Raw genomic sequence first — 12,910 nt, forward strand, 5'->3', positions numbered from 1 at the left:
ACGAGCAGGCGCTCCAACAACATCTCTCGTCAACATCGTCCGGCTCGCGCGTGGGGCGGCCCGGCCAGAGCCTCCCATTCAGCTTCGACATGACGTCAGCGGACGAAGGCTCGAGTGCCGCCGAAGACCATCGCGACGCCGACGCCGAGCGCCGTGATGACCGTCATGATGATCGCCATCACTGCAACCTGGGTGAATGATCCGATGTCGTACTGCTGGAACAGCTCCACCGACATCACGCTCGTGCCTGCTGTGCGCAGCAACACGGAGACGCCGAATTCTTGAATGAGAAGGATGAACATGATCGCCGCAGACGCGGCGATTCCGTTCTTCGCCGCAGGAAGCATGACGCGCACAAACGTACGTGTCGGACCTGCTCCGCTTGCACGCGAAGCCTCGACACCCTGTTTGCCCACCGCTACGAGAGTCGCGAGCTGGTACCTGACCGAATACGGGATCATGAGCGTCACGTAGGCGATGATGAAGCTCGCCTGGGTGCCGTACAGCGGCAGGCTGGGCGACGTGAACGCGAAGAGGTAGCCGAATCCGAGAAGGGCAGCGGGGAGCGTCAACGGGATGTTCGCGAGGACATCGAGCACCGGTGGGATCGGCGCCCACAGTTTGTGGCGGTTGTAGATCCCGTATGCGATGAGCATCCCCAGGGGAATGACGATGATCACTGCGAGGCTCGAGACGCTGAGACTCGTGTAGATGGAGGAGACGAACGCCTGGTTCTTGAAGACCATCAGGTAGTTGTCAAAGGTCATCACGCCGGGGTCGATCGGCGCGCCCCAGAATCGGGACACCGAGACGACGATCAGCGCGAGCAGGGGAAGCACGGCCGAGAGGAAGGAGAACACCAGGACGAATCCGGCTGCCACGAAGCGAAGCCATCGTTGGTCGGATGCGCTGTCGAAGTTGTCGACCTTTCCCACGAATCGGTCCTGCTTGCTGAGCAGTCTCCTGCTGACGACAACGAGAACGAGACCCATGAGGATCAGCGGAGAGCCCAACGCGGCGATCAGCGGGTAGTTGACGGGGTACTGCAGCGTCATCTCGAACATCCGCGTGGTCAGCACGGTCACGTTCTCGCGCCGTCCCAAGATGAGTGGTCCCGTGAACTGTCCGAGTGCCAGGAGCAGGCAGACCGTCGCGCCGTACACAAGTGACGGACGCAGCAGAGGCAGGGTGACCGTGAAGAGCGTCCGCAGCGGTCCAGCGCCGCTGGTACGGGCTGCCAGCATGTATCCGCCGCCAAGATCACGCAGACCGCTGTACACGAACAGGTAGACGAACGTCGCCAGGTTCAGTCCCGTATAGAGGACGATCCCCAGCGACGTGTAGACGTTGAACGGCCCCGACGTCGCATCGGAGAGGGAGAGCGACCTGAGGAACGTGTTGATGTAGCCGACCTCGGGCGAGAACAGGAACACGAACCCGATCACATGAGCGACCGACGGGATGATGAGTGGGAGCACCGGCAAGAAGGAGATGTACTTCCGGACCCGAGGGGTCACGAGCTGCACGCACAGTGCGAGCATCGTTCCCAGCACCATCGCGACGACCAGCGCTCCGAAGCCAAGCCACAGTGTTGTCAGGAGCACCGACCCGAGGTCCGGCATCGCGAGCAGCTGCGTGAACCCCGCAGCCCCGTCGGAGAAGGCCTGCCACTGAAGCGGAAGCACGGGCAGCGCGATGGCTGCCGCGACGACGACCGCCAACGCGACCCAGGGGCTCTGCCTAACGACATCGCGAGCGGCGGCGATCCATGTCGTCTTCGCAGCGCTGGGAGACGTCGGAAACGATGTCGACGAGTGCGCGCTCACGACTTCTCCTCGATGAGCAGGTCGGCTCCGGTTGTCAGCGTCCCGCTCTTCCCATAGCAGAGCATTCGCGATGCGATCAGGCCTATCTCGGCAGAGTCGCCAGGACGGAGCGGCGATGTCCCGTTCTCGACCGCGACGAAGATCTGGTTGTCACCGAGTTTTGCGACGTACTCGCTGCGCTCGCCGCCGGGCAGGATCTCGAGAATGGTCGCCCCTGAAAGCCAGACGGCACCGTCAGGGGAACCCGACTCTCCGGGCCGGCGCAGCTTCAGAGCGGTATCCCGCACACGCACCGCGAAGGAGTCCGAACTACTGCTCTTCCAGGCGCGACCGACGTCCTGACCCTCGATCGTGGCTCCGCCGCCGGGGGTGGTCGTCATCTCGAATCGGTTCCGGGCACCCAAGAAATCGGCCACATACTCAGACGCGGGGGCTCGGTACACCTCGCTCGGAGTTCCGATCTGCTCGACCCTGCCGTTGTTCATCACCGCCACTCGTGTTCCGAGAGCCAGCGCCTCCTCCTGATCGTGGGTGACCAGGACTCCGGTGAAGCGGATCTGCTGGTGAAGGAGTCGAAGCTGCGCCCGGAGCTCGACGCGCAGGAGCACGTCGAGGTTGCTCAACGGCTCGTCCAGCAGGAGGAGGGACGGCTTGGAGGCCAGCGCCCGGGCTAGCGATACACGCTGCTGCTGTCCACCGCTCAACTCGTACGGATATCTGTCCGCAAGGTGGCCGCACTGGACGATCTTGAGCACTTCGTCCACGCGGCCGGCCTTCAGGGAGTCGCCGAGCTGACGGGCCTTGAGGGGGAAGGCGACATTCGCCTTCACCGTCATGTGCGGCCACAAGGCATAGTCCTGGAAGACCATCGCCACATCGCGTCGGTTCGGAGGCTGGAAGAGACCGTCCGTAGAGTCCACGACGCGGGAACCCTTGAGATCGATGCGGCCTTCATCGGGCCGCTCCAGACCGACGAGGCACCGCAGAAGCGTCGTCTTTCCGCAACCGCTGGGGCCGAGGAGGACAAGCAGTTCACCCGCCTCGACCTCCAGGTTGACGTCCTTCAGAACGTGCACGGCGTCCTTGCGGCGCCCGAAGGATTTGTTGAGCCCGGAGATGGTGACCTGCGAGGGTGCTCGGCGGGTGCGCGTCTCTTCGTCCAATACGGCGGCGACGGGTTGCGACATGAAGATCCTCATCATCGTTGATAGCGTCCGGGCGCCGACGTCGGCGCCAACATCACAGTCCACTCGGAGACATGTTTGGTTAATCATTTGTAGCAATAGCCGACGTGCAGTGCAAGAGGTCTGTTCGTTGCCTCAACCCCGAAGCTAGTCCACTGAAAAAACAAGCATCTGGAGGGAATCCTTGTGCGAGCAGGTTGGCTTACTGTACGGTCAACCGAAAGCGGCAGGTCCTGTGAATTGCGCGGGCATTCGCCGCTGGGAACCGCTCCCGGGTTGCGCCAACGATGTCGACACCGTTCAGCCGTGCTGCACGTCTTTCGCGACCACTACTCAGGAAGGAAAGGCATGACCACCCGAAAAAGAGCTCGAGTCCTTCTCGCCGCGATCGCTTCGCTTTCGATCCTCACCATGGCCTCGTGTGCGAGCAGTCCGGCCCCGGCTGAGACTTCCGCGAATGAGACTCCCGGAGCCGATAGCGGTTGGGACGCGGTCGTCGAGGAAGCAGGGGCCGGGGGGCGGCTCACTGTCTACAGCGTTGCGGCGCCAACGATGAACGAGCGGCTCCTTCAGGCGTTCAACGAGGAGTACCCCGACATCGAGGTCGACATCGTTCGAGGCGGCAGCGAACTGCAGGCCCGCGTCGACGCGGAAGTTCAGGGGAACAGCCCCGGTGCCGACGTCTTCATCTTCTCCAGTCCGCTCTGGTTCCTCAACAACGAGGACGCCTTGCTGAGTCTTGACGAGCTGCCATCCAGTGCGGATTATCCGCGTTGGGGCGTCGAGGGAACGGCCCCGAGCGTTGCGCTCAATCCGCTGGGGGCGCTGGTCTGGAATACGGATGAGTATCCAGACGGATTCGAAACCTACGACGACGTGCTCGACGCTGAAGGAACCGGACGGCTCGGATTCTTCGACAGCATTCCGGAGGCCATGCCGGCCGGGTACCTCCAGTTCCTTGAGGATGTCAACGGAGATGACTACCTCGATGACCTCGCGAAGCTGAAGCCGCGCTTCTACGCCTCGGTGATTCCCGCGACACAGGCCGTCGCCTCCGGCGAGATCGGCCTCATCATCATCACCTCTCCCTCGACCGTGCTCGAGTTGCAGGACCAGGGTGCGCCGATCGACTATGCGTTCACCGATGACGTGTGGGCCGCAAACTACGTGGGCGCGGTGCTTGAAAAGTCCACGAACGCGGCCGCCGGCAAGGTGTTCATGGACTTCCTGATGTCGGTCGATGGGCAGACGGCCTTCAATGGAGGCGGTGGAACTGCCAGCCCGCTGCCGGGCATCGAGGGGGCAGAGAACCTCGACGCGGCGAACGTCGTCACGCTCGACCCCGAGCAGGCGACGACTGAATGGGTCCAGGAGTGGTCGGCTCGGTACAACGAGATCTTCAGGTAGCAGCTGACGGCGAGAGCCCGGTGAAGAACCGGGCTCTCGCTGTTGCGCGGATGGCGAGAACATGCGTACAAGCATCGGCACGTTACTCGCCTCGCCTCAGGGCATGCTCAGCCAACGGGACAACGCCTCGTTGACCGCGTCCGGCTGCTCCATGGTGCTCAGGTGTCCGCACTTCGGAACCACTACGAGTTCGGCGTCGGGGACGGCGTCGGCGATCTCGGTCGCATAGTCGAGGGGCGTCTTCTGATCCTCATCGCCGACGAGAACAAGCGTCGGGCACGCGATCGCCGACAGAGACGGGCGAGAGTCGGGTCGGTGCATGTTGGCCCGCACCTGCCGACTGTAGGCCTCCGCTCCGGTGTCCGACACCATGCGGGCATGGGCACGCCGCAGCCCTTCATCGTCGCGACGCGAGGAGTGCACGATCGTGGGGAACACTTCGGGTGCGACCTGCTCGAACCCGCCGGAATCCACCAGCGCGAGCATCCGGTGCAAGTGAGTCGCGTGAACCTCCGTCACGGGTCGAGCGGAGGTTCCCAGAAGCGCGAGTCGCGTGACCCGCTCGGGCTGCTGTCGCATGATCTCGAAGGCGATGTAGCCGCCCATCGCGAGCGCGGCGAGGGCGAAGGTAGGGGGAGCATCGTCCAGCACTCGCTGGGCGATCTCTGGGATCGACTCGCCTCGCGTGTGGTCGGCCACCGTCACGGGGCCGGCGTGCCAAAGTGTCGGCAATTGGTCGAAGAAGAGCCGAGGTCCGCACGCGAGGCCAGGAAGCAGCACGGTTGGAGCGGCGCGATCAGGGGCTGTCATCGATACCTCGTCCGTTGCCATCGGACAGCGCAACACCGTCGCGATGACTGTAGGCTAACCATTGATATTCAAGCCTAACCCAAGAGTGGGCTCGATGAGGAGCCGTGCGACGTGACGAACACAGCAAGCAATGAAGCACCGGCCGCCCGGCCGCCTTTCGTCCTGCTTCACGGGGGTCGTCACGGCGGCTGGTGCTGGCAGCGCGTCGCGCGCCGACTGCGGGCCGCGGGCTACGTCGTCCACACGCCGACGCTGACCGGCCTCGGCGATCGCGCACACCTGTTGAGCCGCGAGATCGGGCTGAACACGCACATCCAGGACGTCGTGAACGTGTTCGAGTTCGAGGACCTCAAGGATGTGATCTTCGTCGCCCACAGTTATGGCGGGATGCCGGCCACCGGAGCTATGGAGATCGTCGCCGACCGCGTGCGGACACTCGTCTACTTGGATGCGGTGATGCCGAAGACGGGCCAGTCCCTGCTCGACGTTCTCGATGAGGCGGGGCGCGCGTTCATGCGTGAAGCCGCCGCCGCCGGTGAGGGCTGGATGGTACCCGTGAGCGATGCGTCTGCGTGGGGGGTGTTTGATCCCGACGACGCGGCATGGGTGAACGGCAAGATAACGCCGCAGCCGTTCAAGACACTGTGCGATCCGGTGCCGGCGGCGACCAGAGCATGGAACCACCAGGCGGTATATGTGGAATGCCGGCCATCGACCCCCTTCCCGCTCGACAACCCGCGCGAACGCGCGTCATCGCAGAGCCCATGCGACTACCGCGTGATCGAAGCCGCGCATGACGTGATGGTGACTGACCCCGACGCGGTCGTGACACTACTGCTCGATGTGGCCCGAACGCGTCCTACCCGCTCCTCATCCCCCGCGTAAGCTTTAATGGGTAACCATTGAAAAGAATCTCGACCGGCTGTAGCCTGGGGCGAACTTCCCCGCATCGCGGCGCCCTGCGGAGTTCGCTCCCGCAATGGTCGACGGCCCGCGCCTGCGGGGAAGATCACTAACCGACTGAGAGACAAACGGAGGAAGTCAGTGCGACGGTTCGAGGGCAAGGTTTGTATTGTGACCGGCGGAGCCAACGGGATCGGTCGAGCCTGCGCTGAGCGGTTCGCTGCCGAAGGTGCGCGGGTCGCGGTCTTCGACCTCGAGAGCCAGACGGCTGCGGCAGACTTCGGTGACAGCGATGTCCTCACAATCGCCTGCGACATCTCATCGCGCGACGATGTCGAGGCTGCCTTCGCTGAGACCCTCCGCCGGCTCGGGCCTGTTGACGTACTCGTGGCGAACGCTGGGCGCGTGCTGGCGACCGACTTTCTGGAGATGACCGACAGTCAGTTCAATCGCACGGTGGAGGTCAACCTCAACGGAACCTTCATCACCAGTCAGGTGGCGGCGCGACAGATGGTCGACGCCGGACGGGCCGGCGCCATCGTCACCATGGCATCGGTCGGCGCGTTCCTCGGCAATCCCCAACATGTCGCGTACAGCGCGACCAAGGGCGCCATCGTCTCGCTTACCAAGACGATGGCAGTCGCCCTCGCGCAGTTCGGGATCCGCGTGAACACCGTCGCTCCAGCGACCGTCGCCACGGTCATGACCCAGGACGTCTCTGACGATGCCGACCTGTTGGCCGGCATCAAGTCGCGCACGCCGCTGGGGCGACTCGGCACGGTCGACGAAGTGGCTGGTGCCGTCGCCTACCTGGCCAGTGACGATGCGTCGTTCACGACGGGCCACTGCCTGTTCGTGGACGGTGGCCGCACGTCGCTCAACTATTCCTTGCCCACCACCTAGGCTCACCCGTCGGCGGCGACATGACCGACCGCCGATGGGAGGGCGCGTGGCCGCATCAGCGGGCGCGTAGCACCTCCTTCAGCACTGTCGCGGCGCTCATTCCCGCTGGCCACCCGGCGTAGAACGCGAGGTGGGTGACGAGTTCAGACAGCTCGTCCACGCTCACCCCGTTCTCGAGCGCGAGGGTCAGATGCGAACGGAGTTGATCCGTGCGGCCCAGCGCCGTGAGCGCGGCGACGGTGATGAGGCTGCGGTCGCGCCGGTCGAGCCCGGGGCGCGCCCAGATGTCGCCGAAAAGTACCTCGTCGGTGAGCTCGGCCAGCTTCGGGGCGACGTCGCCCACCAGCTGCTGCGCTCGGCTCTTCTCTTGTGTCATTCGATTCTCCAAGGATTCGTCGGGGCGTGGATGCGTCGGCCAGTCTAGCCCGTGGAATGGCTAACCATTGAAACAAACCCGTACACGCGCTAGGCTGGATCCTAGAGGGCTGCGAAGACGGGTCACTTGTTGAGGGTTGGCACCTTCCAGCGCGCATTGGTCAGCCATCCGCCGAGGAGATATTCGATGATCGACACCAGCCTGACGGCCACCCCTCGCCCAGAGATCCTCTCGCGCGGGGAACTCGGGCACTTCATCGACGGCCGGTGGCAAGAAGGAATGTCGGACCGCCGCATCGACACCATGAACCCGGCCACGGGCGCGGTCCTGACGACTCTCGCCCGCGGAGAACGCGACGACGTCGACCGCGCCGTACGGAGCGCACGCGCAGCTTTCGAGGGGCCGTGGAGTCGGTTCACACCCCACGAGCGGCATCATCTCCTGGTCAAAGTCCACGATCTGGTGGAGGAGCGATTCGAGGAACTCGCGCTGCTTGAAGCACTCGACGTCGGCGTTCCCCTCGCCCGCGCAAGAAACTCCAAGCCCGCCATCCTCCGGACGATCTTGTACTTCGCCAGCCAGACTGCGAATACGGCCGGTCAGACGCTGCCGAGTTCGCTCCCCGGCAATATCCAGACGCAGACGCTGAGGGCGCCGGTCGGTGTGGTGGGCGGGATCATCCCGTGGAACGGACCCCTGATCAGCCAGTGGTGGATTCTCGGCGGCGCTCTGGCGACCGGCTGCACCGTCGTCATGAAGCCGGCGGAAGACGCGTCGCTGACGACGCTGCGAATGGCGGAGCTCCTGGTGGAGGCCGGACTCCCCGACGGCGTCGTCAACGTCGTGACCGGTCTGGGCGCCGAGGCCGGTGCCGCGCTGGCGGAAAACCACGACGTCGACCGGGTGGCATTTACCGGGTCGACGGACACCGGGCGCGCGATCATCCGCGCGTCGGCCGGCAACCTCAAGAGAATCCAGCTCGAGCTGGGGGGCAAGTCGCCCGATATCGTCTTCGCAGACGCCGACCTCGAGAAGGCAGTCCCTGGCGCGGCCATGGGAGTCTTCGCCAACAGCGGTCAGGTGTGCTTCGCAGGGACGCGCGTGCTTGTGCAACGGGGGATCCAGGAGGAATTCGTCGCGCGAATGGTGGAGTTCGGCCGAACGTTGCGGGTCGGTGATCCGCTCGACCTCAGCACCGATCTCGGACCGCTCATCAATCAGAAGCAGCTCGACCAAGTCGCGAACTATGTCTCCATCGGAGAGGGCGAAGGTGCCGAGCTGGTGCTCGGCGGCCAGCGGATGACCGGCGACGTCGCCCAGGGCTACTTCATCGAGCCGACGATCTTCGACAACGTCACAAATCGGATGCGCATCGCGCGAGAGGAGATCTTCGGCCCAGTCGTCTCCGTGGTCCCTTTCGACACTGTCGACGAGGCGCTTCAGATCGCCAACGATACGCAGTACGGCCTCGGCGGCGCGGTGTGGTCCCGCGACGTCGGCACTGTAAACACGGTAGTGCGCGGCATCAGGGCCGGCACCGTGTGGGTGAACTGCTACGGGCTGATCGACCCTTCTGTCGGATTCGGCGGAGTCAAGCACAGCGGGTACGGCTGGAAGGGTGGGCCCACGCACGTCGACGGCTACCTCTACCAGAAGAGCGTCTACTTGAACGCGGACTGACAACCTCTCCTCGGCGAGCCTCAGCGTGACGAGCGGTGACGTTTGCAATCCCCGACACGCGCCGCGCGTCGGGGATCCTGTCCAGTGCAAACAATGATGGCCTCTTATTGTGCGGACGGTGAGCGGCTCTAGCGGTGGCACCCTGCTGATCGCGTCCTCCGCCTCGCGCGAGCCAGGTGACGGGGCCGCATCGACAGATCGATGGACTTGGGGGAGTAGTTGGCTCCACAGCCGCTTGGTGCACTTTTTGCTGCCGCGTCGCCGGGGGCTTGTGGCGCCGCAGACGTATACCCGCGTCACAATTGGGCCGTCGCCAAGCGTACCGGCCACCGAGCGTGTGACTTGATGCGATCGCGGCATCCGCACCCCATGGCCGCGACCGGACTCGACGAGCACGCCGCGTGATGGTGATTGCGAGAAGGCCCCCACCGGTTGCTGAGCAGCACTCGGTGGGGGCCAAATCGCTAGCTGACGCTGTGCACCTCAGTTAGAGGGACACGAGGTCAGGTGCTGGTTCAGTCCTTGCCCCATAGCTCGAGGAAGTTGGCACGGAAGTCCTCGGAACTGGTGATCGACGGGACTCGATCCTGCTTCTCGGCAGACTCCTCGAAGAGGTCGGCATTCTCGGTCGTCACGAGGCCGGTCGGGAGTTCCCAACTGTCCTCCCACGTCGGCTGGTCGTTGAACATGCGGGCGAGTTGGTCGACTCCGGCCCAGCCGTAGTAGGGGATCGGGATCGCCACTGTCGCCTTCACGCCGGCGGGGTCGCCGTTGATCATGTAGTCGTAGACGGGCGGCAGTGCTGCGTAGCCGATGAACTTGATGTCATCGCGCCCCATCTGGCTGGCCGCCTGAGCCCAGATCGGCATAGCGATGTCCTGCGGAGCGACGATGTAGTCGAGCGTTCCCCTTGGATGTGCATTCAGGAACGCACGGAACGTCGGCACCGAAGGCTCAAAGACCTGAGCCATCGTGATGTTCCCCAGGATCAGTTCGCAGCCGGGACAATACTCGGCAAATGTCTCCTGTGCGGCGTTGTAGCGGGCATCGACGATCGCGTACTCGCTGTCGTTGAACAGGGCGACCTTCGCATCCCCTCCCGAATCGGAGGCCACCCACACGGCCCACGCAAGCGCAGTTGCATAGGTCGAATCGGACACGTATGCGACGCCGTCGACATCGTTGCCGGGGTCGGTCGGGGCTCCGCAGTTGAGACACACGACCGGCACCCCCGCGTCGAGCGCGGGGGCAAGCGCCGACGCAACCGATGTCGGCGAGATCGCACCAAGGACGAGCCCCTCCGCGCCGCCGTTGAGTGCCTGAGTGATCGCGCTCGCCTGGACCGCGGGGTTGTACTCGCCGTCGAAGATCTCAGGCTCGTCCCAACCGATGGCTTCAGCAGCCTCAGCGACGTACGGCATGAGCGTCGTGGTCCCGGGGAAAGCCATCCCATCCACGACGATGGCAATCTTGTGAGGCTCGATCGCGGTCACGGTCTCGGTCGGCCCGGGGAACGTGAAACCGTCGGGGGTAGTGAGGGTGGTGAGCAACTCCTCGACCTCTTCCGAGGTCGCCGTGTTCTGAGTCGAGTCGGGCTCAGAGGACGAGGAGCTGTCGGCGCTGCAGGCGGCGAGAGCCGAGATTGTTAGCACGACACCGCACACCGCGGCGACCGCGCGAGTCGGCCGGTGCCTCCTTTTCGATTCATCCGCGACGGCGTTCTTGAGAGCTGTGTTCATGGTGCTGTTCCAATCGTCTTTGACGGGTGGCCACAATCTAGCGCCAATAGGTTAACCAGTCAATGGTTGGCCGCAAGTGATGACGGCTGTGTTGAGGAGAGGGCTGAGTGCCCCGGCGAGACAGTCCGAACGACCTTTGGTCCGTGCAGCTACACCGCGAAGTTCAGCAGCGTCGCGGGATTGCGACTGCTCATCAGCTCCAGGTCGGTTTCACTGATGCCGCCGTCCCTCCACAGCAACTCGAGGAAATTCTGGAGTCCGGGCACCGGTCGATCGATTCCCTTCATCCAACCCAGATCCGACGAGAGGATGCAGCGTTCCGCCCCGATGGCGGTGATCATCTCCGCGAACTTCTCGGGAGGTCGTCCGGCGCCGAGCGCACCACTGTGACCGCAGTTGAGCGCGACGAACTCGATCGTCGCTCCGAGATCTGCAAGTTCCACGCATTGCGCCCTGTTGAGGTTGGGGCCTGCGACTTCTTCTCCTGCGTGGGTCACGAGCACCTTTCCGCGGCGCGCAAACGCTCGCACGACGGCGTAGTGCTCCTCCGCGGTGATGTGCCCTGTGGCGAGCACCGCGTCGTGCTGGGCGATCAGCTCGAAGATCTCGTGCAACTCAGCGCGGATTTCCCCGTCATCGTCGATGACGGGGATGGGCGCCGCAGTGAGCCAGGAGAACCGGTCGCCGGGAATCCCCTGAGCGCTGTTCACGGTCGGCAGCCACACCACCTTGGCGCCCATGTTGAGCGCTGCATCCACGGCAGCTACATTCAGGCCGCCGGTGATGTGATCGAGGCAGAGTCCGCCGAACGCACGAAACCCAGGATCCAGTTCTGAGAGGACCTTCGCGAGCGCCGGCGAGCCGAACGCGTGCGACTTCAAGACCACGCCCGCCTGTCCGCCGGCGACGGCTTCGCGAACGGTCTCGGCGATCGGCGTCCCCGTGCTGAGATCCATGCCGTTCTCGGCAAAATCGGTGCCAAGGGTGTCCTCGGCGAAGTGACAGTGCATGTCGATGGCGTTCGCGATCTGGAGGACCATGTAGCGCACCTTTCGTATATCCACGTTGATAGAAGGCAGAGATTCGCACGGGGCCGGGCGAGCCGGAGGTGAGGTCCGAGATCTGCGAACGCCCACGGTATCAAGATATGGCCAACAAATCAATGGTTGACCACTCGGTTGGCGTCGCCTGCGCACTTCACATGAAGAGCCCGCGCGCCACCACTTTCGGATCGTGGCTGGGGATGACAGTGCAGTCCAAGCCCTCTATTTTCGTGAAGCTCTCAAAGGCGTCGAACATACTGGTCGAGCCGGCGGTGGGGATATGCCGGAGATGGTCGTCGCCGTCCCAATTCTCGTAATAGCTCACGCAATCCCCTGCGATCAGGAACCTCTCGTTCTCACACTCCACCAGTACGCCTTGGGAGCCAGGCGAATGCCCGGGTAGGTGAATCAATCGGACGCCGGGAAAGAGATCCACGTCTCCCGACACGGTCTGGATGCGGTCGAATCCCCGGAGCCAGCTCGCATCCACCCCTGGGACTCGTTCGTACGTCCTCACGTGCATCGGCAGGGGGTCCGCTGCATAACGGAGTTCGTCCGCCTGGACCAGGATCCGGGCATTGGGGAACAAGTCGTTGTTCGAGCTGTGGTCCCAGTGCAGATGGGAGTTGATGACCGTCCTCACATCGCCCGGGTCGACCCCGGCCCGCGACAGAGCGGAGAGCGGCTCTTGCTCAGGCAAGCGCTCGAGCGGCACGCCATGCAGTCTCAGCATCTCTTCAGCGTTCCCAGATCCCGTGTCCACGACGATGGGATGGTCGCCACCGAGGATGAGAAACATGATGATCGCGAGGTCGATCCGCTCATCGTGCCCCCGGAAGATCGTCACGTTGGACTTGGGATGATCGAGGATCGTCCCGACGTGGAGGGCCTGGATCCTCATGCACGGTCACATCCTCGAGTGTCGCCGTTACCGGCGGAAGAGCTCGCCCGAGCGTCGCGTCGGGCTCGATTGATCGCATCACAGCTCGATGCGAGCTGATTAGATCAACCATAGCAAGCGGGTGCAGATTCTTAACGG

11 protein-coding genes are annotated in these 12,910 nt (G+C 64.0%); 4 read left to right on the top strand and 7 right to left on the bottom strand.

All coding sequences use genetic code 11. The features are described from left to right. Positions 1-95 precede the first annotated feature (95 nt). Positions 96-1,826 (bottom strand): ABC transporter permease, encoded by a 1,731-nt coding sequence (locus AC3A46_RS05725; protein WP_487664239.1) that lies wholly within the window; start codon positions 1,824-1,826, stop codon positions 96-98. Then, complete coding sequence (locus AC3A46_RS05730) at positions 1,823-3,013, bottom strand: ABC transporter ATP-binding protein (protein ID WP_487664240.1); 1,191 nt, start codon at positions 3,011-3,013, stop codon at positions 1,823-1,825. Before AC3A46_RS05730 ends, AC3A46_RS05725 begins: the two co-directional genes overlap by 4 nt. A 345-nt stretch (positions 3,014-3,358) precedes the next feature. On the opposite strand from AC3A46_RS05730, the gene AC3A46_RS05735 reads away from it, so the two are divergent. Next, the gene (locus AC3A46_RS05735; RefSeq protein WP_487664241.1) at positions 3,359-4,417 is read left to right on the top strand and encodes an ABC transporter substrate-binding protein; all 1,059 of its coding nucleotides are present in this window, start codon (positions 3,359-3,361) and stop codon (positions 4,415-4,417) included. Between the two features lie 96 nt (positions 4,418-4,513). Here AC3A46_RS05735 and AC3A46_RS05740 read toward each other — a convergent pair whose 3' ends face one another. Further along, on the bottom strand, positions 4,514-5,248 hold the full coding sequence (locus AC3A46_RS05740) for an alpha/beta fold hydrolase (RefSeq protein ID WP_487664242.1): 735 nt from the start codon (positions 5,246-5,248) through the stop codon (positions 4,514-4,516). 90 nt (positions 5,249-5,338) lie between these two features. Between AC3A46_RS05740 and AC3A46_RS05745 the strand changes: the two genes are divergently transcribed. After that, positions 5,339-6,112 carry an alpha/beta fold hydrolase gene (locus AC3A46_RS05745; RefSeq protein ID WP_487664243.1) on the top strand — a complete coding sequence of 258 codons (774 nt, stop codon included), beginning with the start codon at positions 5,339-5,341 and terminating at the stop codon, positions 6,110-6,112. A 159-nt stretch (positions 6,113-6,271) separates the two neighbouring features. Further along, positions 6,272-7,033, top strand: coding sequence for an SDR family NAD(P)-dependent oxidoreductase (locus AC3A46_RS05750; RefSeq protein WP_487664244.1), 762 nt, complete (start codon positions 6,272-6,274; stop codon positions 7,031-7,033). A 55-nt stretch (positions 7,034-7,088) separates the two neighbouring features. Here the strand turns inward: AC3A46_RS05750 and AC3A46_RS05755 are convergent, their stop codons facing one another. Next, on the bottom strand, positions 7,089-7,409 hold the full coding sequence (locus AC3A46_RS05755; protein WP_487664245.1) for a carboxymuconolactone decarboxylase family protein: 321 nt from the start codon (positions 7,407-7,409) through the stop codon (positions 7,089-7,091). Positions 7,410-7,595: 186 nt separating this feature from the next. Between AC3A46_RS05755 and AC3A46_RS05760 the strand changes: the two genes are divergently transcribed. Next, complete coding sequence (locus AC3A46_RS05760; RefSeq protein ID WP_487664246.1) at positions 7,596-9,089, top strand: aldehyde dehydrogenase family protein; 1,494 nt, start codon at positions 7,596-7,598, stop codon at positions 9,087-9,089. A 515-nt stretch (positions 9,090-9,604) separates the two neighbouring features. Here AC3A46_RS05760 and AC3A46_RS05765 read toward each other — a convergent pair. The 3 genes from AC3A46_RS05765 to AC3A46_RS05775 form a co-directional block, all read right to left on the bottom strand. Continuing rightward, positions 9,605-10,828: a sugar ABC transporter substrate-binding protein gene (locus AC3A46_RS05765; protein WP_487664247.1), complete on the bottom strand. Its 1,224-nt coding sequence runs from the start codon at positions 10,826-10,828 to the stop codon at positions 9,605-9,607. A gap of 149 nt (positions 10,829-10,977) precedes the next feature. After that, on the bottom strand, positions 10,978-11,868 hold the full coding sequence (locus tag AC3A46_RS05770; protein WP_487664248.1) for a DUF6282 family protein: 891 nt from the start codon (positions 11,866-11,868) through the stop codon (positions 10,978-10,980). Between the two features lie 157 nt (positions 11,869-12,025). Then, complete coding sequence (locus AC3A46_RS05775; RefSeq protein WP_487664249.1) at positions 12,026-12,772, bottom strand: N-acyl homoserine lactonase family protein; 747 nt, start codon at positions 12,770-12,772, stop codon at positions 12,026-12,028. Between the last annotated feature and the right edge of the window lie 138 nt (positions 12,773-12,910).

The organism is Microbacterium sp. Soil_C_42, from assembly GCF_057656735.1.

Bases quoted from the DNA above. Each gene is read 5' to 3' on its own strand.
- AC3A46_RS05775 (WP_487664249.1), bottom strand. From the start codon at position 12,772: ATGAGGATCCAGGCCCTCCACGTCGGGACGATCCTCGATCATCCCAAG.
- AC3A46_RS05740 (WP_487664242.1), bottom strand. From the start codon at position 5,248: ATGGCAACGGACGAGGTATCGATGACAGCCCCTGATCGCGCCGCTCCA.
- AC3A46_RS05765 (WP_487664247.1), bottom strand. From the start codon at position 10,828: ATGAACACAGCTCTCAAGAACGCCGTCGCGGATGAATCGAAAAGGAGG.
- AC3A46_RS05735 (WP_487664241.1), top strand. From the start codon at position 3,359: ATGACCACCCGAAAAAGAGCTCGAGTCCTTCTCGCCGCGATCGCTTCG.
- AC3A46_RS05730 (WP_487664240.1), bottom strand. From the start codon at position 3,013: ATGTCGCAACCCGTCGCCGCCGTATTGGACGAAGAGACGCGCACCCGC.
- AC3A46_RS05755 (WP_487664245.1), bottom strand. From the start codon at position 7,409: ATGACACAAGAGAAGAGCCGAGCGCAGCAGCTGGTGGGCGACGTCGCC.
- AC3A46_RS05760 (WP_487664246.1), top strand. From the start codon at position 7,596: ATGATCGACACCAGCCTGACGGCCACCCCTCGCCCAGAGATCCTCTCG.
- AC3A46_RS05770 (WP_487664248.1), bottom strand. From the start codon at position 11,868: ATGGTCCTCCAGATCGCGAACGCCATCGACATGCACTGTCACTTCGCC.